25 protein-coding genes are annotated in these 23761 nt (G+C 74.2%); 10 read left to right on the top strand and 15 right to left on the bottom strand.

The features are described from left to right. Positions 1-32: 32 nt before the first annotated feature. Entirely contained in the window at positions 33-914 is an 882-nt protein-coding gene (locus tag EV188_RS33080; RefSeq protein ID WP_341770743.1) for a hypothetical protein, read from the bottom strand. A 311-nt stretch (positions 915-1225) separates the two neighbouring features. Between EV188_RS33080 and EV188_RS33075 the strand changes: the two genes are divergently transcribed. Beyond that, positions 1226-1396 carry a hypothetical protein gene (locus tag EV188_RS33075; protein WP_341770742.1) on the top strand — a complete coding sequence of 57 codons (171 nt, stop codon included), beginning with the start codon at positions 1226-1228 and terminating at the stop codon, positions 1394-1396. Here the strand turns inward: EV188_RS33075 and EV188_RS06715 are convergent. Further along, positions 1393-2196 carry a class I SAM-dependent methyltransferase gene (locus tag EV188_RS06715; protein WP_208114051.1) on the bottom strand — a complete coding sequence of 268 codons (804 nt, stop codon included), beginning with the start codon at positions 2194-2196 and terminating at the stop codon, positions 1393-1395. The two genes, EV188_RS33075 and EV188_RS06715, sit on opposite strands and share 4 nt — an antisense overlap. A gap of 66 nt (positions 2197-2262) precedes the next feature. Here EV188_RS06715 and EV188_RS06710 point away from each other — a divergent pair, with 66 nt between their 5' ends. Further along, positions 2263-3048, top strand: a complete 786-nt coding sequence (locus EV188_RS06710; RefSeq protein ID WP_133825506.1) for an aldo/keto reductase — start codon at positions 2263-2265, stop codon at positions 3046-3048. A 3-nt stretch (positions 3049-3051) separates the two neighbouring features. On the opposite strand, the gene EV188_RS06705 is transcribed toward EV188_RS06710, so the two are convergent. From EV188_RS06705 to EV188_RS06695, 3 genes are all read right to left on the bottom strand, one after another. Beyond that, complete coding sequence (locus EV188_RS06705) at positions 3052-3657, bottom strand: TetR/AcrR family transcriptional regulator (protein WP_133825505.1); 606 nt, start codon at positions 3655-3657, stop codon at positions 3052-3054. A gap of 21 nt (positions 3658-3678) precedes the next feature. Continuing rightward, a complete protein-coding gene (locus tag EV188_RS06700; protein WP_133825504.1) occupies positions 3679-4887 on the bottom strand; it encodes an acyl-CoA dehydrogenase family protein in 1209 nt (402 codons plus the stop codon). A gap of 88 nt (positions 4888-4975) precedes the next feature. Beyond that, positions 4976-5770 (bottom strand): SDR family NAD(P)-dependent oxidoreductase, encoded by a 795-nt coding sequence (locus EV188_RS06695; protein ID WP_133825503.1) that lies wholly within the window; start codon positions 5768-5770, stop codon positions 4976-4978. Between the two features lie 53 nt (positions 5771-5823). Between EV188_RS06695 and EV188_RS06690 the strand changes: the two genes are divergently transcribed. Continuing rightward, positions 5824-6633: an enoyl-CoA hydratase/isomerase family protein gene (locus EV188_RS06690; RefSeq protein WP_133825502.1), complete on the top strand. Its 810-nt coding sequence runs from the start codon at positions 5824-5826 to the stop codon at positions 6631-6633. Here the strand turns inward: EV188_RS06690 and EV188_RS06685 are convergent. From EV188_RS06685 to EV188_RS06665, 5 genes are read right to left on the bottom strand one after another with little or no spacing between them, the layout of a single operon-like run. Further along, entirely contained in the window at positions 6620-7216 is a 597-nt protein-coding gene (locus EV188_RS06685) for a TetR/AcrR family transcriptional regulator (RefSeq protein WP_133825501.1), read from the bottom strand. The genes EV188_RS06690 and EV188_RS06685 overlap by 14 nt on opposite strands. A 9-nt stretch (positions 7217-7225) precedes the next feature. After that, positions 7226-7465, bottom strand: a complete 240-nt coding sequence (locus EV188_RS06680) for a hypothetical protein (protein ID WP_133825500.1) — start codon at positions 7463-7465, stop codon at positions 7226-7228. 13 nt (positions 7466-7478) lie between these two features. Beyond that, positions 7479-7961: an aromatic-ring-hydroxylating dioxygenase subunit beta gene (locus EV188_RS06675; RefSeq protein WP_133825499.1), complete on the bottom strand. Its 483-nt coding sequence runs from the start codon at positions 7959-7961 to the stop codon at positions 7479-7481. Then, positions 7958-9262: an aromatic ring-hydroxylating oxygenase subunit alpha gene (locus EV188_RS06670; RefSeq protein WP_133825498.1), complete on the bottom strand. Its 1305-nt coding sequence runs from the start codon at positions 9260-9262 to the stop codon at positions 7958-7960. Before EV188_RS06670 ends, EV188_RS06675 begins: the two co-directional genes overlap by 4 nt. Before the next feature lie 13 nt (positions 9263-9275). Continuing rightward, positions 9276-10478: an enoyl-CoA hydratase-related protein gene (locus EV188_RS06665; RefSeq protein ID WP_133825497.1), complete on the bottom strand. Its 1203-nt coding sequence runs from the start codon at positions 10476-10478 to the stop codon at positions 9276-9278. Positions 10479-10534: 56 nt separating this feature from the next. Between EV188_RS06665 and EV188_RS06660 the strand changes: the two genes are divergently transcribed. Further along, positions 10535-11290 (top strand): enoyl-CoA hydratase/isomerase family protein, encoded by a 756-nt coding sequence (locus EV188_RS06660; RefSeq protein ID WP_133825496.1) that lies wholly within the window; start codon positions 10535-10537, stop codon positions 11288-11290. A 116-nt stretch (positions 11291-11406) separates the two neighbouring features. Next, entirely contained in the window at positions 11407-13131 is a 1725-nt protein-coding gene (locus tag EV188_RS06655) for a class I adenylate-forming enzyme family protein (protein ID WP_243741526.1), read from the top strand. Between the two features lie 9 nt (positions 13132-13140). Here the strand turns inward: EV188_RS06655 and EV188_RS06650 are convergent, their stop codons facing one another. Beyond that, positions 13141-14454: a phytoene desaturase family protein gene (locus EV188_RS06650; protein ID WP_133825495.1), complete on the bottom strand. Its 1314-nt coding sequence runs from the start codon at positions 14452-14454 to the stop codon at positions 13141-13143. 66 nt (positions 14455-14520) lie between these two features. On the opposite strand from EV188_RS06650, the gene EV188_RS06645 reads away from it, so the two are divergent. Next, complete coding sequence (locus EV188_RS06645; RefSeq protein WP_133825494.1) at positions 14521-15639, top strand: LLM class flavin-dependent oxidoreductase; 1119 nt, start codon at positions 14521-14523, stop codon at positions 15637-15639. On the opposite strand, the gene EV188_RS06640 is transcribed toward EV188_RS06645, so the two are convergent. After that, positions 15603-16349 (bottom strand): SDR family NAD(P)-dependent oxidoreductase, encoded by a 747-nt coding sequence (locus tag EV188_RS06640; protein ID WP_208114050.1) that lies wholly within the window; start codon positions 16347-16349, stop codon positions 15603-15605. The genes EV188_RS06645 and EV188_RS06640 overlap by 37 nt on opposite strands. A 29-nt stretch (positions 16350-16378) precedes the next feature. Then, the gene (locus EV188_RS06635) at positions 16379-16741 is read right to left on the bottom strand and encodes a hypothetical protein (protein ID WP_133825493.1); all 363 of its coding nucleotides are present in this window, start codon (positions 16739-16741) and stop codon (positions 16379-16381) included. Between the two features lie 281 nt (positions 16742-17022). On the opposite strand from EV188_RS06635, the gene EV188_RS06630 reads away from it, so the two are divergent. Together EV188_RS06630 and EV188_RS06625 are read left to right on the top strand one after the other, a co-directional pair. Next, entirely contained in the window at positions 17023-17691 is a 669-nt protein-coding gene (locus tag EV188_RS06630; protein ID WP_166659752.1) for a TetR/AcrR family transcriptional regulator, read from the top strand. A 101-nt stretch (positions 17692-17792) separates the two neighbouring features. Next, positions 17793-18038: a hypothetical protein gene (locus tag EV188_RS06625; RefSeq protein ID WP_133825491.1), complete on the top strand. Its 246-nt coding sequence runs from the start codon at positions 17793-17795 to the stop codon at positions 18036-18038. Here EV188_RS06625 and rox read toward each other — a convergent pair. After that, a complete protein-coding gene (gene rox / locus EV188_RS06620) occupies positions 18010-19485 on the bottom strand; it encodes a rifampin monooxygenase (protein ID WP_133825490.1) in 1476 nt (491 codons plus the stop codon). The genes EV188_RS06625 and rox overlap by 29 nt on opposite strands. Positions 19486-19563: 78 nt before the next feature. Continuing rightward, the gene (locus tag EV188_RS06615; RefSeq protein WP_133825489.1) at positions 19564-21942 is read right to left on the bottom strand and encodes a xanthine dehydrogenase family protein molybdopterin-binding subunit; all 2379 of its coding nucleotides are present in this window, start codon (positions 21940-21942) and stop codon (positions 19564-19566) included. A 61-nt stretch (positions 21943-22003) separates the two neighbouring features. Here EV188_RS06615 and EV188_RS06610 point away from each other — a divergent pair, with 61 nt between their 5' ends. Both EV188_RS06610 and EV188_RS06605 read left to right on the top strand, forming a co-directional pair. Next, positions 22004-22819, top strand: coding sequence for an SDR family NAD(P)-dependent oxidoreductase (locus tag EV188_RS06610; protein ID WP_208114049.1), 816 nt, complete (start codon positions 22004-22006; stop codon positions 22817-22819). An 89-nt stretch (positions 22820-22908) separates the two neighbouring features. Beyond that, positions 22909-23697: an alpha/beta fold hydrolase gene (locus EV188_RS06605; protein ID WP_133825487.1), complete on the top strand. Its 789-nt coding sequence runs from the start codon at positions 22909-22911 to the stop codon at positions 23695-23697. Positions 23698-23761: the final 64 nt, after the last annotated feature.

Here is a 23761-nt window from a genome sequence, read left to right as displayed (position 1 = left end):
CCAGTTCCGGCGCGTCGGCGCGGTTTCGGGGATCAGCAGGGCGAAAAGCATGATCGACGGCCTTTCCCGGCCTGTTGATCTCCTCGAGAGCGCCTGACGATCTCAATCAGATGATTTACGGTTGTCGTATGGCAACGACCCGGCAGGCCCCACCACGCCCCTCGCTGCGCCGGCCGATCCCCGCCGGGATGGTCGGTCGCGGCGGCTGCCCGTTCGACCCTCCGGCCGGTCTGCGGGCGGTGCACGACGAGGGCCCGATCGCGCCGGTGACGCTGACGAACGGCGCGCGGACGTGGGTCGTCACGGGCTACGAGGAAGCGCGGACCATCTTCGGCGACACCCGGTTCAGCTCCGACCGCCTGCGCCACCGCGACGCGCTCTCGCTCGCCCCGGACGAGGTCGGCACGCAGCCGGTGCCCTACGTCAGCACGCCGGTGGGCGAGGGTCCGGGCCACGGCATCTTCATCATGATGGACCCGCCGGAGCACACCCGGCTGCGCAAGCTGCTCGTCGGGCAGTTCACGGTGCGCCGCATGCGCGCGCTCTCCGACCAGGTGACGCGGTACGCCGTCGAGCTGATCGACGCGATGCGGGCGGCGGGGTCGTCCGCCGACCTCTGCACCGACTTCGCGCTGCCGCTGCCCTCGCTCGTCATCTGCGACCTGCTCGGCGTCGACCACGCCGACCGCGCCGAGTTCCAGGAACGCGCGGCGACGACGCTGAACCTCACCGCGAGCGACGACGACCGTCTCGCGGCGCAGGCCGGGATGCGCGCGTTCATGACGGACCTCGTCGCCGCGAAGCGCGCGGACCCGTCCGACGACCTGCTCTCCGCTCTCGTGCACGACACCGAGGCGGCGCTGACCGACGCCGAGCTGGTCGACGTCGCCCAGGTGCTGCTGACCGCGGGCCACGAGACGACGGCGAAACATGCTCGCGCTCGGGACGTTCGCGCTGCTCGAGCACCCCGACCAGCTCGCCGCGCTCCGGGACGACCCGACACGGGTCGACACGGCCGTCGAGGAGCTGCTGCGCTACCTCTCGATCCTGCACCTCGGGCTCTCGCGCGTCGCGACGGAGGACGTCGTCGTCGGCGGCACGCGCATCGCGGCGGGCGACACCGTGCTGCTCGCGCTGTCCGAGGCCAACCCCCGCGCACTGGCCCGAGCCCGGGCGGCTGGACGTCGCGCGCGAGCGCAGCCCGCACCTGGCGTTCGGGCACGGGGTGCACCAGTGCCTCGGCCAGCAGCTCGCCCGCGTCGAGATGCGCGTCGGGTTCACCGAGCTGCTCACGCGCCTGCCCGGGCTGCGGCTCACCGTGCCGCCGGACGAGGTCCCGCTGCGCACCGACATGATCGTGTACGGGGTGCACGCGCTGCCGGTGGCCTGGTCCTAGCCCGCGGGACGCTCCGCCTCGACGAGGTGCGCCGACATCGACGCGGTGATCGGGCCGTCGCCGAGCATCCGGGTCATCGCGACCGCCACGCGGTCGACGGTCCCCTCGAGGTCGCCGCGGCGCTCGAGCGCGGCGCGCAGCGGCGACCCGGTGCACAGTCCGACGGCGATCTGGCGGGCGTCGTCGGCGCGGCCCTCGAGGGTCAGGGTCGCGACGCCGACGACGTCGAGCCCCGCGGCGCGCACGTCGGCGGTGACCACCTCGGTGTCGTGGTAGCCGTGCGGCACCGCCTCGAGGAACGCCGGCACGTCGCCGTCGAACACCTGCTCGAGCGCGAGGCCGAGCGGGTGCGCGAAGCCGTGCGACGCGAGCGTGTCCCACGTCGTGAAGAGGAAGCGGCCGCCGGGGGCGAGGACACGGGCGGCCTCGGCGTAGGCGGCGGGCTTGTCCGGCAGGAACATGACGCCGAAGCCGCACACCACGGCGTCGAACGCCGCGTCGTCGAACGGCAGCCGCATCGCGTCGGCGACCTGCCACGTCGGCCCGGGCACGCGCGCCGTCGAGAGCTCGACCATCGCCGGGTTGAGGTCGGTCGCCGTGATCGCGGCGTCCGGGCACGCGGCGACGAGCTCGCGGGTCACCGCACCGGTGCCGGCCGCGAGCTCCAGGACGCGGCGGGGATCCCCGTGGGCCGTGCGCCGCGCGAGCTCGCCGGCGAACGGCCGGAAGAACGGGGCGACGAGGCACCGCTCGTACACCTCGGGCATCGATCCGACCCAGCGCGCGCTCTCCGTGTCCATGTCCGTCGGTTGTCCTCGCCCTCCCGGCGCAGGGCAAGGGCCGCCCGGGTAGTAGGAACGCACCCGATGACCGACATCCCGGACCTCCTGCTCAACGACGGCACCGCGATCCCGCAGGTCGGGCTCGGCGTCTACCAGGTGCCCCCGGACGACACCGCCGCGCTGGTGCGCGCCGCGCTGGAGATGGGCTACCGCCACATCGACACCGCGCAGGGCTACGGCAACGAGGCCGGCGTCGGGGAGGGCCTGCGCGCGTCCGGCGTCCCCCGCGAGGACGTGTGGATCACGACGAAGCTCGACGACCCGTTCCACGGCGACGCCGCGCCGGCCGCGCTCGACGACAGCCTCGCCCGTCTCGGCACCGACTACGTCGACCTCTTCCTCGTGCACCGCCCGGGCGACGGCGACGACGTCGACACCTGGCAGGCCCTCGAGTCGCTGCGCGTCGACGGGCGGGCGCGCTCGATCGGCCTGTCGAACTTCACCCGCGACGGCATCGAGCGCCTCGTCGCGGCCCACGGCGTCGTGCCCTCGGTGCACCAGATCCGGTTGAACCCGCGGACCCCGCAGTCCCCGATGCGGCGCTACCACCGGCGCCGCGGGATCGCGACGGAGTCGTGGGCGCCGCTGCGCGAGGGCAAGCTCGCGCGCGACCCGATCGTGCGCCGGATCGCCGCGCGCCACGGCCGCACGCCCGCGCAGGTCGTGCTGCGCTGGCACCTGCAGCACGGGCTCATCGTGTTCCCGAAGTCGTCGAACCCCGAGCGGCTGCGCGAGAACCTCGACGTCACCGGCTTCGAGCTCACCCGCACCGACCTGGCCGCGCTCGGGCTGCTGCGGCGCAAGCCGTAGCCGTCACGACGCGGCCAGCCCGTCGCGCACGAGTCGCTGCGCCGCGTCGATGACGCCCTCCAGCGAGCCGCGCGCCGGGTCCCACCACTCGGCGGTCCAGTTGAGCGCGCCCAGCACGACCATCAGCGCGGTGCCCGGGTCGAGCGCGGGGTCGAGGTCGCCGTCGTCGCGGACCTCGGCGACGAGCCCGCGCCACACGGCGAGGTAGTCGCGCTGCGCCTGGCGGTGGCGCTCGCGCATCGCCTCGGGCAGCTGCGGCACGGTGCGCACGGCCGCGGCGGCGTGGTCGGAGTGCGTGAGCAGGGTGCGCAGGTGCGCGGCGACCGCGATCGCGAGCCGGTCGATCGCGGGGAGGCCGGCGGGCGCCTGCGCGAGGGCCTCGGTGACCAGCGACTGCGCCCGGTCGAGCCCGACGGCGACGGCCTCGTCGATCAGCTCGTCGCGCGAGGAGAAGTAGTAGTAGATCGCCGGCGCCTGCACCTGCGCGACCTCGGCGACGTCGGAGAGCCGCGTGCCGGCGTAGCCGCGGCGCAGCAGGACGTGCGCGGCCGCGTCGACGACACGACGGCGGGTCCGCGCGGACTTCGTGTCCCGCACGGTCTCGGTCATCGGCTCAGCGTAGGGCGCGCATCAGTACGACGACGGCAGCCCGAGGCTGTGCTGCGCGACGAAGTTCAGCACCATCTCCCGGCTCACCGGCGCGGTCTTGAGCATGCGCGCGAGGAACCACAGGTCGGCGAGCCCGTACTCGAGCGCGAGGCCGTTGCCGCCGTGGGTCTGCATGGCCTGGTCGAGCGCGCGCAGCGACGCGTCGGCGGCGGCGAACTTGGCGATGTTCGACGCCTCGGCGGTGCGAGTCGCGTCGGCACCCGCGTCGAAGAGCTCGGCCGCGCGCGCCGCCATGAGCCGCGCCTGCGCGACGCCGATGTAGGCCTCGGCGAGCGGGTGCGCGACACCTTGGTGCGCACCGATCGGCACGCCCTTCCACACCGCGCGCTGGTTCGCGTACGTCGCCGCCTTGTCGAGGGCGTACAGCGAGATGCCGTTGCTGATCGAGGCGGCGGTGATGCGCTCGGGGTTGAGGCCGGAGAAGACCTGGCGCAGCCCGTTGCCGTCGTCGCCGATGAGCGCCTCGGGACCGAGCGGGACGTCGTCGAACCACACCGTGAACTGCTGCTCGGGCTGCACGAGCGCCGCCTCGATCGGCTGCCACGTGAGGCCGGGGGAGTCGGTGGGGACGACGAACAGACTCAAGGGACGGCGGGGGCCGCTCGCCTCGGCGGACCCGCTGCGCGCCACGACCAGGATCGCGTCGGCCTCGTCGACCCCGCTGGTCCAGTACTTGGTGCCGGACAGTCGCCAGCCCGCGCCGTCGGCGTGCGCGGTCGTCGTGATCTCGTGCGAGTTCGACCCGGCGTCCGGCTCGGTGATCGCGAACGCCATCTTCGTCGAGCCGTCGGCGATGCCGGTGAGCCAGCGCCGGTTCATCTCGTCCGACGCGTGGCGGGCGAGGATCGTGCCGCAGATCGCCGGCGAGATGACGGTCATGAGCAGCGGGCAGCCCGCCGCCGACGCCGCCTCGACCACCACCGAGAAGTCGCCGAGCGTGCCGCCGCCCCCGCCGTAGGCCTCGGGGAGGTGCACGCCCAGGAAGCCGTTGGCGCCGAGGTCCTTCCACAGCGCGGTCGGCTCCTCGTGCGCCCGGGCGCGGGCGACGAAGTAGTCGTGGCCGTAGCGGCCCACGAGACCCGTGACGGCCTCGCGCAGCGCCGCGCGCTCGTCGGTCTCGGGGACGATCGAGGACTGCTTCACGCGGGGCTCCCGGGCTCGGTTTCTCATCCAGAATAAAAACTGCGGGCGCCCGTGTCTACGAGGCTCCGCAGGTGCGCGATATGGGTCGCCCTGGCGACCCATATCGCGCACGTGCCTACGGCATCGACGAGCCGCCGCCGACGGCGAGGACCTGGCCGGTCACCTGGCGCGCCGCGCGGGGCGAGGAGAGCCAGACGACGGCGTCGGCGATGTCGGCGGCGGTGGTCAGCCGGCGCAGCGGCTGCTGCTTCACGACGGACGCGACCTGCGCCTCGTCGAACACCGCGTCCTGCCCGCCCGCCCACAGGCTCGTCGCGCCGACGCCGCCCTCCTCGGGGAGCACGAGCCCGGGGCACACGACGTTCGACCGGACGCCGTGGCGCCCCTGCTCCCGCGCGGTCGTGCGCGCCAGCGCGATCAGCCCGGCCTTCGTCGTGCCGTAGACGCCCTGGCGGATCGCGCCGAACGCGGCGTCGCTGGAGATGAACACGATCGACCCCGCGCCGGCCGCGGCCATCGGGGCGAGCGCGGCCTGCGTGCAGTCGATCGCCGTGTAGAGGTTGGTCTCGATCGTGCGCTGCCACAGTGCCCGGTCGGTCTGCTCGGTGAGGAAGCCCGGCACGCTCCAGCCGGCGTTGTTCACCAGCGCGTCGACGCCGTCGAAGCGATCGAGCGCCGCGGCGACGACCCGCCCGCCCGCGCCGTCCGTGGTCAGGTCGATCTCGAGCACCTCGAGCGCCGCCGCCCCCAGCGCGAGCCCCTCCTCGCACACCCGCGCGGCCTGCTCGCCGTCGCGGTCGGCGAGCAGGATGCGGGCGCCCTCCCGGGCGAAGCCGTGCACGATGCCGCGACCGATGTTGGACGCGCCGCCGGTCACGATCACGCGGGCGTCGGCGAGACCGAGATCCATGGGCCCTCCCGTGTACGGTTAATCCGCATTAGAAACCAGCGAGGAGGTTACCGGTGGGCGAGCAGGTCGTGGGGTCGGGACCGGTGCTGCTCGACGTCGACGACCGGGGCGTCGCGCGCCTGCGGCTGAACCGGCCGGAGGCCTCCAACGGCCTCGACGTCGAGCTGCTGCGCGCGTTCCACGACGCGGTCATGGCGTGCCACGCGCGCCCGGGGCTGCGCGTGCTCGTGATCACCGGCGAGGGCAAGCACTTCTGCGCGGGCGGCGACGTGAAGACGTTCGCGAGCAAGGGCACCGGCCTCCCGGACTACCTGCGCGAGGCCACCTCGCGGCTGCAGATGGTCGTGCAGGCGCTGCTCGCGCTGCCGGCGCCGGTGGTCGCGTCGGTGCACGGGTTCGCGGCGGGCGGCGGCGGGTTCGGGCTCGTGTGCGCGGCGGACCTCGTCGTCGCCGCCGAGTCCGCGCAGTTCCTCGGCGGCGCGACCCGCGTCGGCATGGCGCCGGACGCCGGCGCGACCGTGACGCTCCCGGCGCTCGTGGGGCTGCGCAAGGCGATGGAGATCGCGCTGACCAACCCGGTGCTGTCCGCCGCCGAGGCGCTCGACGCCGGCATCCTCACCGCCGTCGTGCCCGACGACGAGCTCGCCGCGCGCACCGAGGAGCTCGTCGAGAAGCTCGCCGCCGGCGCCCCGCAGGCGCTCGCCGCCACCAAGCGGCTGCTGTGGTCCGGGCTCGGCGCACGCGTCGAGGCGCAGCTGCCCGAGGAGGCCCGCACGGTCTCGGAGCTCTCGGGCACCGCCGACGCGCGCGAGGGCCTGGACGCGGTGATCGAGCGGCGGGCGCCCCGCTTCAGTGGGGAGTGAGGCCCCGTCGCACGACGTGCTGCGTCGTCGCGACGACGTCCTCGAGCGATCCGCGGTCGGGGTTCCACCACTCCGGCGCCCAGTTCAGCGCGCCGAGCACGAGCATGCGGGCGGCGCGGGTGTCGACGTCGGCGGTCAGCTCCCCGGCGGCGACGGCGTCCTCGACCAGCCCGCGCCACACGTCGGCGTACTCGCGCTGACCGACGAGCTGGCACTCGCGGATGTCGTCGGGCAGCTGCGCGGCGTTGCGGATCGCGGCCAGCGAGAACTCGGAGCGGCGCAGCACGACCTCGAGGTGGGCGGCGATCGCGCCGTCGATCCGGTCGAGGGCCGAGGCGTCGGCGGGCAGCGCGGCGAGCGAGGCGACGACGTGCTCGAGGGTGGCCTGCTGCCCCGTGGTGACGACCTCGGCGAGCAGGTCCTCGCGCGAGGGCCAGTAGTAGTAGACCGCCGGCGCCTGCACCGCGGCGACCTCGGCGATGTCGACCAGACGCGTGCCCGCCCAGCCCTTGCGGGACAGGACCTGCGCGGCCGCGGCGAGGATGCGCTCGCGGGTGCGGGCGGACTTCCGCTCCCGGGGCACGGCGTGATCCTAGGGGTCGAGCGACTCCTGGGCGGGGCCCCGATCGGCGTCGCGCCAGCGGTGCTGCGACGGGTCGAGCAGCGCGCGCATCCACGCCTCCGGCGCCCACACGATCGACTCCAGCTCGAGCGCGTCGAGGTAGCGCACGGTCCCGGTGCGCAGGTCCTCGAGCCGCAGGCGGGTGCTGTTGCCGCGGTCGTCCACCGACACGGCGACCGTGGCGAACTCGTTGGCGACGACGTCCTCCATCAGGCTGAGTCCATCAGACCAGGAATGACATCGTCGGCAGGGACCGGTCGGAGTCGACGAGGACCACCGTCTTCGCGGCCATCCGCAGCTCGCCCTCCACGCGGCGCAGGCGGTGCGTCACACGCCCGACCCACCACGTCGTCCCGCGGTCGCGCGACTCGAGGATCTGGACGACCGAGCCGACGAGCGTGTCCCCGCCGTCGGCGCCCAGGAGCTCCACGTTCGTCACCGACCGGCACAGCCGCGACGGCGGGCGCTGCGAGTGCCGGCGCCCGGTCTGCAGCTGCTTGATCCGCGTCGCGATGCGGCCGCGGTTGTCGAAGACGATCGACATGTGGGTGCGCGGATCGGCGTCCGGGTCGACGGGCACGTGGTAGACGGCGTCGTCGGTCCAGAGCGCCTCCCACTCCTCGAGCGCGAACGCGTCGGCGAGGCGCGCCTCGCGGTAGAGGAACTGCTCGGCCTCGCGCACGTCGATGTCCAGTGCGGCGGTCATGGCTCCTCCGATGGTCGAGCTCCGCTGCGCTCCGTCTCCATGAGCTCCAGGTAGTGCCGCCACATCGCCCGCATCGACGTCTCGTCGGTGGCGGTGCCGATCGTGTGGCCGTCGTCGTCGAGGCGCTCGCGGTGCAGGCCGCGCGTGAGGTCGAGCCACTCCGGCTGCCGCTGCGCGACGCCGCGCTGGTTCCGCTCGTACATCTCGGCGTCGTCGGCCAGCAGCATCCCGGCGGGCCCCACGGAGCCGACGCACTGGGTGACGAGGCGGCGGTTGAGGTCGGGCGCGCCCTTGAACTGGATCGCGGTGACGTGCTGGACGGTGCGGTCGACCGCGAGGGGCTGGATCTGGAAGAGCTGGATCTCGGCGACGAAGAGGTTCGGGAAGATCATGACGTGGGGCGAGCCGTTGATCATGATCTCGTCGGCGGTGTCGGAGCCGTACGACGCCCGCATCGCGGCGACGTAGTCGGGGATCTTCGACTCCGGCGTGCCCGCCCAGCCCATCGGGACGCCGAGGCGGCGGAACTCGGGGCTCAGGTCGTTCTCGGTGTGCCCGCCGCCGAGCGCGCGCGTCACCGCCGTCGACTTGTCGCTGTAGAGCGCGCCGATGCCGCTGCCGGAGATCGAGAAGATCGAGGAGTGGACGAACTGCGGGTGATACCCGTCGGTCTCGTTCTCGACGAGCATCTTCCAGTTCGCGGTGACCTCGTGCTTGACCCAGCCGGCGGTCAGCTCGACCTCGCCCTCGGGGGAGAGGCGGCACAGCCGGTCGAGGCGCTCGGCGGCCGCGCCGAGGTGCTCGATCAGCGTCGGCCCGTCGGCCGCGAGGCTCGCGAAGACGAAGCCGCGATAGGACTCCACGCGCGGTGCGGCGCCGAGGCCGGGGAGCTGGGCGCGGGCCGCGGACCCGCCGTAGCCCTGGTTGAACGGGAAGCCGAGCAGGTCGCCCGTGTTGGCGAAGGTCCACCCGTGGTACGGGCAGCGGAACGACCCGGCGTTGCCGCGGTCGGCGTCGCAGACCAGGTTGCCGCGGTGCGAGCAGCGGTTGTGCAGGACGTGGATCGCGCCGGTCTTGTCGCGCGTCATGACGACCTGCTGCGGGCCGATCGTCTTGCGCACGTAGTCGTTGGGCTCGGGCACCTCGCTCGCGTGCCCGACGTAGACCCACGTCGAGTACCAGATGCGCTCGAGCTCGCGGGCGTAGATCTCGGCGTCGGTGTAGACCGATCCGTGGACGCGGTCGGGGAGGACCAGCGCGCGGAGGCGCGCCGCCTCCGGGTCGACGTCGGTGGTGGTCATCGGTTCCTCACTGTCAGCGACCACGGAAGTCCGGACGCCGGCGCTCCACGAACGCCGTAATCCCCTCGCGGGCGTCGTCGGTCGCGCCGGACGCGGTCATGCGCCGGGTCTCCTCGGCGAGCTGGTCGGAGAGCGTCGCGTCCTGGCTCGCGAGCAGCAGCCGCTTCATGTGCCCGAACGCCTGCGTCGGTCCGGCGGCGAGGGTCGTCGCGAGCTCCCGGGCCCGCGCGGCCAGGTCGGCGGCCGGCACGACCTCGGTGACGAGGCCGGCCGCGAGCGCCTCGGGGCCGGTCAGCATCCGGTTGAGCAGGAACATCTCCTGGGCGCGCCGCATCCCGACCAGGCGCGGCAGGTACCAGGTGTTCGCCCCGTCCGAGGCCAGCCCGATCGCGCCGTAGCCCACGGCCCACTTGCTGTCGTCGGCGGCGATCACGATGTCGCTGACGTGCGCGAGCCCGAGCCCGCCGCCGGCGAGCGCGCCGTGCACGGCGCAGACCACCGGCGCCTCGAGCGTGGCCAGGCGGTCGAGCGTGACGTGGTAGCGGTCGATGATCCCCCGCAGCCGCGCCGGGATGTCGTCGGCGTGGCGGGTGAAGTACGCGAGGTCGCCGCCGACCGAGAGGTTCCGGCCCGTGCCGAGGATCAGGACCGCGCGCACCGACGGGTCGTGCGCGGCGCGGAACGTGGCCTCGTCGAGGTCCTCGACCATGGTCGGGTCGATCGCGTTGCCGGCCTCGGGACGGTCGAGCTCGACGGTCGCGACGCCGTCGGTGACGTCGTAGCGGACGACGCGCAGCTCCCGCCGCCCGGCGGGCACGGACCGGGTGGCCCCGGCCCAGCGCGCGCTGTCGGTGTACTGGCGCAGCGAGGCGATGCGGCCGTCGTCGGTGAAGGTCAGGACGTGCGCGAACGCGGCGTCGAGCTCACGGCCCCCCTCGCGCGCGGTGCCGGCGTAGCGCCCGAGGACGAGGAGCCCGCCGTCGGCGAGCGCGAGGAACTCCGCGGGCTCGGCGCGGACGCGGTAGTGCCGCCCGACCGCCCACCAGAAATCGCGGATCATCGCCTCGGCGCCGTCGTGGGAGCCGCCGAGACCGAACGGCAGGCCCTCCGTGGCCTCGCCGGTGAAGGCCGGGTCGAGGATCGTGTCGAGGACGGCGCGGTCGCCCGTGGCCAGCGCGTCGTAGAGCAGCCGGGCGCTCTTCTCGTGCGACTCCATGCGACCTCCTCGTTCTTCTAATATGGATTAGAACACGCTGCGACGGAGGAGTCATCGTGTCCGAGGACGTGCTCACCGAGATCGTCGGCGACGTCGGGCACGTCGTGCTGAACCGTCCCCGGGCCCGCAACGCGATCACCGTGTCGCTGGCGGACGGGCTGCACGACGCGCTCGTCGACCTCGCCGCGCGCACGCGGGTGATCGTCGTGCGCGGCGCGGGCGGGCACTTCTGTGCGGGCGGCGACGTGGACGAGGTGACGCGGTTGCGTGCCGAGGGCGGCGACGCGCTGCGCACGCTCTTCGACGCCTTCCACCGCGCCTGCTCGGTGGTGGCGACGCTGCCCGTCCCGGTCGTCGCGGCCGTCGAGGGGGCGGCGACCGCGGGCGGCTTCGAGTTCGTCCAGGCCGCCGACGTCGCCGTGGTGCGCGACGACGCCGTGCTCGCCGACAACCACGCGCGCCTCGGCCAGGTCCCCGCCGGCGGTGGCTCGCAGCGGCTGCCGCGACTGCTCGGGTCCCAGCGCGCGCTGACCCACATCCTGCTCGGCGAGCGGCTCTCGGGCGCCGACGCCGTCGCGCTCGGGCTGGCCTGGCGCAGCGCGCCCGCCGAGGGGTTCGACGCGCTGGTCGACGAGGTCGTCGAGCGTCTGCTGCGCGCCGACCCGGGCGCGGCGGCACGGACGAAACGCCTGGTCCACGAGGGCTTGCGCGGCCCGCTCTCCGACGGTCTGGCGCGCGAGACCGAGGTGGTGCTGGAGCACCTCGCCGACCCCGCGGTGAGCGAGCGCCTCGCCCGGTTCCGCGCCCGCTGACCGTTTCGTCGTGTACGCGCCGTGACGGTCCGGCCACGGATCTGGCGGTGGTCCGGGTCACGCCTCCCGCATATTCTTCTCGCGACTAAAAAACGGGGGACGCGGTCCGAGGAGTGATGGCGGAGATGGGTGCGAGCCTCGACGAGCGGCGCGACGCGCTGCGGCGGCGGTTCCCGGAGTGGAACCCGATGACGCTGCACGAGCGGCTCGCGCGGTGCGCCGAGGAGTTCGGCGACCGCCCGATGGTGATCACCGACGAGCGCACGGTGACCTACGCCGACGTCGCCGCGTGGACCGAGCGCCTCGCCGACGGCCTCGTCGCGCTGGGCGTGCGCCCGGGCGACCGCGTCGGGCTGGTCATGGCGAACTACGTCGAGTTCGTGCCGCTGAAGTTCGCGATCTCGCGAGCGGGCGCGATCGCGATCCCGTTCAACTACCTGTACCGCACCGACGAGCTGCGCTACGTCCTCGAGCAGTCCGAGGCGAACCTGCTGATCACCATGACCGGGTTCGCCGGGCTCGACCACCTCGGGATGCTCGACGAGATCGCGCCCGGCTGGGACTCGGGCGAGCAGACCGCGCTGCCGAACCTGCGCGGGGTCGTGACGCTGTCCACCGACCAGCGTTCCCGCGAGGGCGTCGGGTCGGTCGAGGAGCTCGAGGCGCTGGGCCGCCAGCACCCGGGTGGCAGCGCGGAGCGGGGAGCGGCCCCCGACGACGTCGCCGACATCCTCTACACGTCGGGCACCACGGGCTCGCCCAAGGGCGTGCTGATCACCCACGACGCGAGCCAGCGCACCGGCTACGCGTCGGCGCTGACCAGGGCGTTCGAGGACGGGCGCCGCATCTTGTTCTCGCTGCCGTGCTACCACATGTTCGGCTACGTCGAGGGCCTGATGGCGGCCATGATGGTCGGCGGCGCGATCATCCCGCAGACCGCGTTCGACCCCATGCGCTATCTCGAGGGCATCGAGCGCCATCGCGCCACCGACATCCTCTGCGTGCCGACGATGACCGTCGCGATCCTCGAGCACCCCGACCTGGCGACCCGCGACCTGTCCAGCCTGCGCGCGATCCTCTCCGGCGCGGCGCCGGCGCCGGTGTGGCTCTGGGAGAAGGTCCGCGACACCCTCGGCGTCGACGAGATCGTCACCGGCTACGGCATGACCGAGCAGGGCGGGGCGATGACGCTCTCGCTGCCCGAGGACCCGTTCGAGCGGCTCTCGGGGACCGTGGGACGGGTCAAGCTCGCGGGATCGGCCGGCCTGCCGGAGACCCGCGACCTCACCGAGTACCGCACGATCGACGTCCTGACCGGCGAGCCGCTGCCCGCGGGTGAGGAGGGCGAGCTCGCGGCCCGCGGTCCGACGAACATGCTCGGCTTCTACGGCAAGCCCGAGGAGACCGCGCGGGCCCTGGACGACGAGGGCTGGGTGCGCTCGGGCGATCTCGGCTACCTCACCGAGGACCGCTACGTCGTGCTCACCGGGCGTAGCAAGGAGCTCTACAAGTCCGGCGGCGAGCTCGTCATGCCCAAGGAGGTCGAGGAGGTCCTCTCGCGCCACCCGGGCGTCAGCCAGGCGTTCGCGGTCGGCGTCGCCGACGAGCGGTGGGGCGAGATCGGCGTCGCGTGCGTCGTGCCGAAGGCGGGCGTGGCGGTGACCGCCGACGACCTCGTCGCGCTGTGCAAGGAGCAGCTCGCGCGGTTCAAGGTGCCGCGGCGCGTGGTGTTCCTCGAGGCCACGGACCTGCCCACCACCCCGACCGGCAAGGTGCAGAAGTTCCGCCTGGCGCGGATGGTGGCGGAGCAGGCGTCCACCGAGCCGGTGCCCGCGTCCTGAGGACGCGGCTCAAGCCGTCGTCTCCCGCACCGGGAACCGCGCCGCGATCTCGTCGACGACGAGCGCCGCGGTCTCCGCGCACGCCGTCGTCCCGCCGTTCGCGAACTGCTTCACCGCGTCGCCGACGTTCCAGAGGTTCGCGATCGGCGTCGTGTGCGGCAGGTCGTGGCCGGCGACGGCGCGCTGCGGCGGCCACGCGTCGCGCCACACGGTCGTCGAGAGCACGCGCGCGCCGTCGAAGCCGGGGATCTGCTCGCGCAGGTCGGCGTACAGGAGGTCCATCTCGCGGGACTCGTCGAAGTCCCCGGTCGCGGGCTCGGGCACCGAGGTGCCGTTGTAGAGGTGCCAGCCCTCGGGCGCCATCTCGGGGCAGGTCGCGGTGAAGTTGGCGACGTAGCACATCCGGCGGGTGGTGGCGAAGCTCAGCAGCCCGGGTGCCTCGACGAGCGGCTCGCGGCTCGCGAAGTTGACGACGAGCATCGCGCACGGCGTCGTGTCCACCGTGGCGGCGTAGTCGGCGGGCAGGCGGTCGCGGCCGACGAGGTCCGCGGTCGCGGCGGGTCCGGCGTCGCTGACCGCGACCCGGCAGGTCACGGACACCTCGCGCCCGTCCCGGACGACGGTGGCGCCGGCGACGGCGCCGTCCGGGCCCAGATCGACCGACCGCACCTCGCTGGACAACCACACCTCACCGTGCCCGCTGCCCTCGACGGCGTCGGCGAGCGCGCGCCACACGCCGATCGTGCCCTCGGGGCAGAAGCCGAACTTCTTGAACGCGCTGCGGCGGGTGAAGTAGGTCAGGAACACCGCCGCCGGGAGGTCGTCGGAGCTCACCGCGAAGATCGACGCGCACATGTTGCGGAAGATCCCGTGGACCTTCTCGTTGCCCGTGTACCGGCGCACCCAGTCGGTGGTCGAGAGCCCGCCGTCGGGCAGTCCGTCGTCGGTGCGCGCCGCGCCCAGGCCGTCGAGCAGCTTCGCGCCCTGGCGGGTCAGCTTGCCCAGCAGGTAGCCCCAGCCGCCGCCGGTGACGTCGACGTCCTTGCCGCCGAGGCGGTAGAGGATCGGGGGCTTCGCGGGGCGCACGTCGAAGCGCGCGCCGACCTCGGCGAACGTCTGCTCGGTGATCCCGCCGGTCTCGATGACGATCGCGCCGTTGTTGACCGTGAAGCCGTCGATGACCTCGCTCGAGGCCCGCCCGCCGACGCGGTCGAGGCGCTCGACCACGAGCGTCCGGTACCCGCGGTGGGCCAGCCGGGCGGCGGTGAACAGCCCGCCCGCGCCGGCACCGATGACGAGGACGTCGACGTCGTGCTGCTCCATAACTCCGGATCGTTGCCCAGGCCCGGCATTTTTTCTAGTCTGGATTCAGAAAAGGGGTGGTCACCGATGCACGTCGGCATGGGGCTGTTCTTCCAGGGGCTGGAGGACGGGCGCGACGACCACGACGTGGTCCGCGGCGGGCTCGCGCTGGCCGACCAGGCCGAGCCGCGGGGCTTCGGGTCGATCTGGACCGCGGAGCACCACTTCACGCGCTATCACATGATGCCGAACCCGGCCCAGCTCCTGACCTACCTCGCGGGCCGGACGACGCACGCGCGGCTGGGCACGATGGTCATGGTGCTGCCCTGGCACGACCCGGTGCGGGTGGCCGAGGAGATCGCCTGGCTGGACTCGGTCTCGGGCGGGCGCGTCGTGCTGGGCCTGGGGCGCGGGCTGGGGTCGGTCGAGTTCGACGGGTTCCGCCTCGAGATGGGGGAGTCGCGGCAGCGGTTCGTCGAGTACGCGACGGCGATCTCGGGGGCGTTCGAGACCGGCGCGCTCGAGGCCGACGGCAAGCTCTACCGCCAGCCGCGCGCGGAGCTGCACCCGCCCGCGTTCACCACGTTCCGCGGGCGGACCTACGCGTCGGCGGTGTCGCCGGAGTCGGCGCGGATCATGGCGGCGCTCGGGTACGGGCTCATGCTCATCGCGCAGAAGCCGTGGGAGGTCACCGTCCGCGAGACCGCGGACTACCGCGAGCTCTTCCGGGAGATCCACGACGCCGAGCCGCCCGCGCCGGTGCTCGTCAACTTCACGACGGTCGACCCCGACCCGGGGCGCGCGCAGGAGCTGCACGACGAGTACGCGACGGCCTACGCGCGCTCGACGATCGACCACTACGGGTTCACCGACGAGCGCCTCGAGCACGTGCCGGGCTACGAGTACTACGCGGGACTGCGCCGCAACATCACCAAGCACGGGCTGCCGGCGTTCAACCGCTTCCTCGCCGACCTGCAGATGGGCGGCACGCCCGACCAGCTCGTCGAGCAGACCGTCGAACGGGTGCGCGCGCTCGACGCCGGCGGGGTCGTGAACCTCTTCGCCTTCGGCGGCATGCCCCAGCACGTGGCGCAGCGCGCGCTCGACGTCTACGCCGAGCGGGTCCTCCCGAAGCTGGCCGCCGTCGACCCGCAGCGTGGCATCGCTGCTCAGAGGGCGTACCCGCCGTCGACGTCGATGGTCTGACCCGTGATCCACCCGGCGCGCGACGACACGAGGAACGCGACGACCTCGGCGACGTCGTCGACCGACCCGAACCGGCGCAGCGCGAGGTTGCGGCGCGCGGTGTCGAGGAGCTCGTCGGTGTAGTCACCGCGCGCGACGAGCTCGCGCCACATGCCCTCGCCCTCGATCAGCCCGACGCCGACGCAGTTGGCGCGCACGCCGTAGCGGCCCTCCTCGGCGGCGATGCCGCGCACGGTCGCGGCGACCGACGCCTTCGGTGCCGAGGACAGCGCGTCCTTCTTCGAGTAGCGCTCGATCGCCGGCGTCACGAGCGCGACCATGCTGCCGCGCGTCTCGCGCAGCACGCCCATGGCGGGGTGCAGCAGGTTGTAGGCCGCGACCGTGTCGCCGAGGATCTGCGCGCGGTACTGCTCCGGCGTGATCGCCGAGAGGTAGCGCATCGGGATGTGCGGGCCCGCCGCGTAGACCACGGCCGTCGGCGGCTCGGGCGTCGCGGTGCGCACGACCTCGGCCGTCGCGGCGGCGTCCTCCAGGTCGAGCGCGACCGTGACCGCCCGGCGCCCCGCGTCCTCGACGTCCCGGGCGGCGTCCGCGGCGGCCTCCGGGCGCGACCGGTAGGTCAGGGCCACGTCCCAGCCGTCGCCGGCGAGCCGGCGACCGATCGCCCGCCCGATGCCGCCGGATCCGCCCGCCACCAGCGCCCACGCCACTCCGCGAGGCTAGATCGCCCCGGGGCCGCTCACACCGGCAGGATCGGTGCCGCGTGCGGCCGGCGCGCGACGAAGTGCTCGTCGGTGACGTCGTCGGTGCCCGCGACGTGGTTCCAGCCGCTGACGAACACGCCCTGCTCGGTGAGCACGCGGACGGCGACCGCCTGGGCGACGGCCGGGCGCACCCGCGGCGCCGCACCGCGCGGGGCGAGGGGCATCGACCACGAGACCCGGCCGTTGCGGCGGCACAGCAGCGACCACCCGTCGCGGGACGGCGGGACCTCACGCAGCAGCTCGTAGGTGACCTCGTCCGGGGACGCCGTGCGCGCCGGGGCGGCGAAGCCGTCGAGGTCGCGCAGCCCGATGACGTCGAGATCGCGGTTCGTGATCATCGTGGTCCCTCCCCGCCGTGCCCGTCGCCCCGCGTGCGCCCCCGGCGATACACAGCAGCCATGTATCGAATCAACTCAAACGTTATCCTTGCCACACCGGCTCGAGCAATACGGTCTGTATCGGTCACCCCGGATGGCGCCTGCCGGTCGATGACCTGATCACTCGATCGGCCCAGCAGTGTTGTCTCCACGTGAAGCCGATCTCGCTGCCGGCCAGGTGGTCACGCAGCGCCGCGATACGACACGTTTGTGTATCCATCGCCCGGGGTCACCTAGGGGTCGTGTCCACGGCCGCGCACCGCCCCGTGCCCCCACCGGCGGCGCCGCCCCGTCCGGTGGCGTCGGGCGACGGCGCCACGCACGTCGGGGGCCGGCCGCGGAACGCCGAGATCGACCGGCTCGTGCTGGAGGTGGCCCTCGGCCACCTCCGCCGCGACGGGCTGCCGGGGCTGTCCGTCGCCGCGGTCGCCGAGGAGGCGGGCACCACGCGGGCGGCGATCTACCGTCGCTGGTCCGGGCGGGTCGAGCTCGCGGTCGCCGCGCTCGCCACGATCGACGCCGGCGGCCCCACGCCGTCGACGGGCGACCCGTTCGCCGACCTCGTCACCGAGCTCGCGCGGTTCCGGCGCTTCGTCGTCGAGCACGACGCGACCGCCCTCGTCGCCGTGGCGCTCGTCGCGGGCACCGACCCGCGGGTCCGCGAGCAGATCCGGCGCCGCCTCGTCGAGCCCTGTCACGAGCGGGTGCGGGCCTGCCTGCACGCCGGCGTCGCGGCCGGGGCGCTGCGCGGGCACGCCGACCACACGACGGCGGAGGACCTGCTGACCGGCTCCTGGCTGGCGCACGCCGCGCGCGGCGAGACGCTCGACGAGGACTGGGCGGCGCGCACCGCGGCGATGGTCTGGGCCGGGTGCGGTGGCGTCCCGGGCGAGTCGCCCGTCGGTCGCTGACGGGCCCGCCCCGTTCGGGCGATCGAGCCCGGCGCGCGGCGAACCGTTGTCGGGGCGTGACCGCATCGCCGGATGTCGCCCCGCAGAGTGTCCCCGAGAGAGTGCCCGCCCGGGTTTCTGCCCGAGCCTCCGTCCGTCTCGTCGCCGGGGTCGTCGCGGTCCGCGCGGCGATCGCCGACGGCTCGCTGCACCACCACCGTCCCGAGGACGTCCCGACCGGTCACCGGTCGCACGCCGTCGAGGTGGTCCGGGCCTGGGCGGCGGGGGAGGACCTCGAGGCCCAGCGCCGCCGCTGCGGGGTGTGCGCGCCGGCCCTCGTCACGCCCCGCCCGCGCGGGTCGGCCTGACCGGCCCGGCGTCCACGGGGACTCCGAACCACCGCGCCAGCCGCTCGGTGAGCGCCTCCTGGTCGTCGCCGACCCAGGCGACGTAGCCGTCGGGACGCAGGAGGACCGCGGGCACGTCGACCGCCGCGCCCGGATCCGCCGCGTGGTCGACGCGGTCGGCCCACCCCGCCACGGACAGCGCGCCGGCGCGGTCGAGCAGCAGCCCGCGGGCGTCGCGCTGGCGCTCGTAGAGCCGTCCGCCGGTGAGCGGGACGTCGCGCAGCCGCTGTCCGACGAGCGGGTGGTCCCTGTCTTGATCGGGGCCCAGGTCGTAGCGGATCCCGATCGCCGTGATCTTCTCGACGAGGAACCGGTTGACGTCGGGGAAGTCCATGAGCTGCGCGAACAGCTGCCGCGCGGCCTGCGGCCCGGGTTCGGTCGCCATCAGCTCCATCTGCGCGCGGGTGGTGGCGAGGACGTCGGCGGCGACCGGGTGCCGCTCGGCCTCGTAGGTGTCCAGCAGCCCGTCGGGCGCCCATCCGGCGACCGTCGCGGCCAGCTTCCAGCCGAGGTTCGCCGCGTCCTGGACGCCGAGGTTGAGCCCCTGCCCGCCGACCGGTGGGTGGACGTGCGCGGCGTCGCCGGCCATCAGCGCCCGGCTGACGCGGTAGCGCTCCGCCTGCCGGGTGGCGTCGCCGAAGCGTGAGAGCCAGCGCGGGGAGTGCACACCGAAGTCGGTGCCGGCGACGGCCCGCAGTTGCGCCCGAACGTCGTCGAGCGTGGGGGCGCCGCGGCCCTCGGCCACGTCGGCGGCCGGCACGACGACGCGGTACACGCCGTCGGTTCCCGAGGGGCCGAGACCGAAGCGCCGCTGGGTGCGCCGGACCTCGGCGACGACCGACGCCACCTCGTCCGGCGCCGCCGTCGCCTCCATCTCCCCGAGCAGCGTGTCGTTGCGCGACGGCTCGCCGGGGAAGCCGACCCCGAGCAGCTTGCGCACGGGGCTGCGCCCGCCGTCGGCGCCGACGAGGTACCGCCCGCGGAGATCGGCGCCGTCGGCGAGCGTCACCGTGACACCGTCCTCGTCCTGCTCGAGCCCGACCACCTCCACCCCGCGGCGGACGTCGGCACCCAGCTCGGCGGCGCGTTCGGCGAGCAGGCGGTCGGTCGTCGTCTGCGGGATGCCGAGGACGTAGCCGTGCGCTGTGTCGAGGTCCTCCGGCGCCGGCTTCGTGATGCCGGCGAAGAACCCGCCGAGCGGGTGGCGCTGCCCCTCGGCGAGGAACCGCTCGAGCAGCCCGCGCTGGTCCATCAGCTCGATGCTGCGCACGTGCAGCCCCAGGGACCGCACGAACGGGGGCGGTGCCGTGTCCTTCTCGAGGACGACGACACCGGCCCCGCCCAGGCGCAGCTCGGCAGCCAGCATCATGCCGGTGGGGCCGCCGCCCACCACGATCACGTCGATCACGGTCGGCGATTCTGCGAGCCACCCCGGGTCTTGCGGCAAGTCCCCGGCGCGGCGATAGCGTGGCAGTGGAGGGACGTCCTACACGTCCACGGCCGCCGCCTCCGGGTCCGCGGAGGCCCCGCGCACGGGCAGGTCGGCGAAGAACGCCGGCGGCTCCGTCCACGGGTCCGCGGGGGTGCCCGCCTCGGCGTCGCGGATCGCCCGCCACACCCGGTCCGGGGTCAGCGGCATGTCCACGTGCCGCACGCCGAGCGGGGCCAGCGCGTCCACCACGGCGTTCTGCACGGCGGGCGTCGAGCCGATCGTCGCGGCCTCCCCGATGCCCTTGGCGCCGAGCGGGTTGTAGGGCGTCGGGGTCTCGGTGGACGACGCCTCGTACATCGGCACCTCGGCCGCGGTCGGCAGCAGGTAGGCGGCGAACGTGCCCGAGGTGGGGTTGCCGTCGGCGTCGTAGGAGAAGCCCTCCCACAGCGCCTGCGAGATGCCCTGCGCGAGACCGCCGTGCTGCTGCCCGGCGACGAGGGTCGGGTTGAGCACGGTGCCGCAGTCGTCGACGGCGACGTGGCGCACCGGCGTGACCCGCCCGGTGTCCAGGTCGACCTCGACGACGGAGACGTGCGCGCCGAACGGGTAGGTGGCGCCGGGCTGCGTCTCGTCGCGGGCCTCGGACAGCGACACGCCCTGCCCGTCGGCGGCGGCCGCGATCTCGCGCCAGGTCAGCGCGCGGTCCGGCACTCCGGCGACGCCCAGCCCGCCGTCCGTGGCGGTGATGTCGTCGACGTCCGCCTCGAGGGCGGTCGCGACCACCTGCTTCGCCCGCTCCAGCACCGTGTCGGCGGCGACCAGGACGCTGGACCCGGCGAGCTGCAGCGACCGCGAGCCGCCCGTCCCGCCCCCGCGCGGCACCGCCGCGGTGTCGGACTGGACGAAGCGCACCTGCTCCATCGGCACGCCGAGGCGGTCGGCGACGATCATCGCGAACGACGTCGCGTGGCCCTGGCCGTGTGCCGACGTGCCCACCGAGACCGTCGCGCCGCCGTCGGCGTCGACGCTCACCGAGCCGTACTCGCCGCCCCCGCCCCCGGCGGTGACCTCGACGTACACGGCGAGCCCGATGCCCAGCGCCACGCGGTCGCCGCGCTCGCGGCGCTGCGCCTGCTCGTGGCGCAGCGCCTCGTACCCGGACTCGCGCAGCGCCACGTCGAGGGCGTGGCCGTAGTCGCCGGAGTCGTAGAGCGAGCCCGTCCGCGTGGTCAGCGGGAACTCCTCGGGCTGCAGGAAGTTCTTCCGCCGCAGCTCGGCGGGGTCCATCGCGAGCTCGCGGGCCGCCATGTCCACCAGCCGCTCGACCATGGCGGCGGCCTCGGGGCGCCCGGCGCCGCGGAACGCGCCCATCGGCGTCGTGGTGGTCAGCACGGCCGCGCCGTCGTACGCGATCTCCGGGATGCGGTAGACGCCCTGCGCCATGTTCCGCGTCGGCCCGAGGGTGAGCGCCCCGCCGAAGCCCGCGTACGCCCCGGAGTCGCCGACCACCCGCGCGCGCAGCCCGACGATCGTGCCGTCGCGGCGCAGCCCGAGCTCGCCGTACTGCACCTGGCCGCGCCCGTGCGGCATCGCGGTGAGGTTCTCCGAGCGGGTCTCGGTCCAGGTCACCGCGCGGCCCAGCTGGCGCGCCGCCTCGATGACCACCGCGTGCTCGGGCGCCAGGCCGGCCTTGCCGCCGAACCCGCCGCCGACGTGCGGCGCGACCACGCGGACCCGCTCGGTGTCCCAGCCCCACTGCGCCGCGACCTGCCCGCGCAGCCCGTGCGGCATCTGCGTGGAGACGTGGACGGTCATGTCGTACGGCTCGTCGGCACCGCCGGGCGCGGCCGTCACCGCGTTGCCCTCCATCGGCGCGACGGCGAGGCGCTGGTTGACGATCCGCGCGCGCACCACGACGTCGGCGTCGTCGAGCGGGCGGACGTCGTCGGGGTCGCGGAACCCGGCGGCGAGGTTGCTGCCGAGCTCCTCGAACTGGAGCGGGGCGCCGTCGGCGAGGGCGGCCTCCGGGTCGACGACCGGCTCGAGCGGGTCGTAGTCGATCTCCACCAGCTCGGCGGCGTCGACGGCCTCGGCGCGGGTCGTGGCGATCACCGCGGCCACCATGTCGCCGACGAACCGCACCTTGCCGCGGGCGAGCAGCGGCCGGGCGCAGGCGTCGTTGAGCACCATGAACGGGCGGTGGTCGGGGATCCCGCCCATGTCGTCGCCGGTCAGGACCGCGACGACGCCGGGCGCCTCGCGGGCCTTCGCGACGTCGACGGTGTCGAGGCGCGCGTGCGCGAGCGGTGAGCGCACGAAGACGCAGTGCAGCGTCCCCGGCGGCACGATGTTGTCGACGTAGGTGGCGTGACCGCGGATCAGCTCCGGGTCCTCGACGCGTCGGACGGCCGTTCCCATGATCGAACCAGGCACGTCCTCGACGCTATGCCTTCGAGCGCGCTCCAACGCAAGCCGGAGCGGGTACTTCCCGGCCATGCCGCTGCCCCCGCCCGGTCCCGATTCCCGCGTCGTCGTCACCGGGGCGTCCTCGGGCATCGGCGCCGCGATCGCGCGGGCGCTCGCGCGGCGCGGCCACCCGACGATCCTCGTGGCGCGGACGCAGGAAGCGCTCGCCGACCTCGCGACCGAGCTCACGGGCCTCGCCGGCGACGCGACGGTCCACGCCGCGGACCTGGGCACGGACGCGGGGCTCGACGCCACCCGCGTCCTGCTCGACGATCCCGACGTCGTCGGTCTCGTGAACGCGGCCGGCTTCGGTGTCACCGGGCGGGTGGCCGAGCTCGCCGGCGACGCGGAGCAGCGGGCCGCGCTCGACGGGCTCGTGCGCCTCAACGTGCTGGCCCTGCACGACCTGACCGTCGCCGCCGTGGGCGCGCTGACCCGCCGCGGTCGCCCGGGAGCGATCCTCAACGTCTCGTCGATCACCGCGTTCCAGCCCCTCCCGGGCGCCGCGTCCTACGCCGCGGGCAAGGCGTTCGTGCAGTCGTTCTCCGAGGCCGTGCACACCGAGCTCGCCGGCACCGGGATCACGCTGACCACCGTCAGCCCGGGCCTGACCCGCACCGGCTTCGCGGACGCGGCCGGCACCGACGCCTTCGACCAGGTGCCCGACCTCCTCGTCGGAGAGGCCGACGACGTCGCCGAGGCGGGGGTCGCGGCGATGGCGCGGGGCGACCGCGCGGTCACGCCCGGCCTGCTCAACCAGCTCTCCGCGCTCGGCGGGCGGCTCGCCCCGCGGACCCTGCTGCTGCCGGTCCTCGACGCGGGGATGCGCGCCGTCGAGGACTGAGCGGAAATCTCCCGGGTCCGGTGTCGAAAGGGTCCGGGGCCGTTCGACGCAGGGGCGAGACCAGCCCGCCCCCGTGAACGGAGACCCCGATGAGCACCCCGACCCGCACCGGACACGCCCCGATCGGCGACCTGCAGATGTACTTCGAGATCCACGGCGACGGTGGCGTCCCTCTGCTGGTCCTGCACGGCGGGCTGTTCGACATCGAGCTGCAGTTCGGCGCCCTGCTGCCCGGCCTGTCGGCGGGCCGGACGGTGATCGCCGCCGACTTCCAGGGCCACGGCCGCACCAACGACGTCGACCGCCCGCTCGCCATCCCCGAGCTCACCGGCGACGTCGTCGCGCTGCTCGCGCACCTGGGGATCGAGCAGGTCGACGTGTTCGGCTTCAGCGTCGGCGGGGCCGTGGCGCTGACGCTCGCGATCCGGCACCCCGAGCTGGTCCGGCGCGCCGTCGTGTCCTCGGTCGCGTTCACCCCCGACGGCATGCGCCCGGAGAACACCGAGGCCGTCGGCGCCATGACCGTCGACATGATCGAGGGGACGCCGATGGCGGACTCCTACCGCGCGAAGTCGCCGCACCCCGAGGGCCTGCAGGGCCTGCTCGACAAGCTCGGCGCGCTCGACCCCGGCCCGGCGTGGAGCGACGACGACATCGCGGGCTACGCCGCGCCGACCCTGTACACGGTGGGCGACTGCGACGCCGTGCGCCTCGAGCACGCCCTGCGCTTCCTGCGCCTGCGCGGCGGCGACGTCAACGGCGACTTCGTCGGCGTCCCGGCCACCCAGCTCGCGGTCCTGCCCGGCACCACGCACTTCACCGGCATCGCCCGCACCGCACTCGTGCAGGACGTCGTGACCACGTTCCTCGACGCCTGAGCCGTTCCGGCGAGGGGCGCCCCTCGCCGCTCTCTCCGAGCGAAGGTGCCCCTCGCTCATCCGC

It is taken from the genome of Actinomycetospora succinea (genome assembly GCF_004363095.1).
Taxonomy (GTDB): Bacteria; Actinomycetota; Actinomycetes; order Mycobacteriales; family Pseudonocardiaceae; genus Actinomycetospora; species Actinomycetospora succinea.
This window is presented reverse-complemented; position numbering and strand designations above follow the sequence as displayed.

Coding starts and splice junctions, on each gene's coding strand:
- EV188_RS06715 (WP_208114051.1), bottom strand. CDS start 2,196: ATGGACACGGAGAGCGCGCGCTGGGTCGGATCGATGCCCGAGGTGTAC.
- EV188_RS06710 (WP_133825506.1), top strand. CDS start 2,263: ATGACCGACATCCCGGACCTCCTGCTCAACGACGGCACCGCGATCCCG.
- EV188_RS06705 (WP_133825505.1), bottom strand. CDS start 3,657: ATGACCGAGACCGTGCGGGACACGAAGTCCGCGCGGACCCGCCGTCGT.
- EV188_RS06700 (WP_133825504.1), bottom strand. CDS start 4,887: ATGAGAAACCGAGCCCGGGAGCCCCGCGTGAAGCAGTCCTCGATCGTC.
- EV188_RS06695 (WP_133825503.1), bottom strand. CDS start 5,770: ATGGATCTCGGTCTCGCCGACGCCCGCGTGATCGTGACCGGCGGCGCG.
- EV188_RS06680 (WP_133825500.1), bottom strand. CDS start 7,465: ATGGAGGACGTCGTCGCCAACGAGTTCGCCACGGTCGCCGTGTCGGTG.
- EV188_RS06675 (WP_133825499.1), bottom strand. CDS start 7,961: ATGACCGCCGCACTGGACATCGACGTGCGCGAGGCCGAGCAGTTCCTC.
- EV188_RS06670 (WP_133825498.1), bottom strand. CDS start 9,262: ATGACCACCACCGACGTCGACCCGGAGGCGGCGCGCCTCCGCGCGCTG.
- EV188_RS06665 (WP_133825497.1), bottom strand. CDS start 10,478: ATGGAGTCGCACGAGAAGAGCGCCCGGCTGCTCTACGACGCGCTGGCC.
- EV188_RS06655 (WP_243741526.1), top strand. CDS start 11,407: ATGGCGGAGATGGGTGCGAGCCTCGACGAGCGGCGCGACGCGCTGCGG.
- EV188_RS06650 (WP_133825495.1), bottom strand. CDS start 14,454: ATGGAGCAGCACGACGTCGACGTCCTCGTCATCGGTGCCGGCGCGGGC.
- EV188_RS06645 (WP_133825494.1), top strand. CDS start 14,521: ATGCACGTCGGCATGGGGCTGTTCTTCCAGGGGCTGGAGGACGGGCGC.
- EV188_RS06635 (WP_133825493.1), bottom strand. CDS start 16,741: ATGATCACGAACCGCGATCTCGACGTCATCGGGCTGCGCGACCTCGAC.
- EV188_RS06610 (WP_208114049.1), top strand. CDS start 22,004: ATGCCGCTGCCCCCGCCCGGTCCCGATTCCCGCGTCGTCGTCACCGGG.
- EV188_RS06605 (WP_133825487.1), top strand. CDS start 22,909: ATGAGCACCCCGACCCGCACCGGACACGCCCCGATCGGCGACCTGCAG.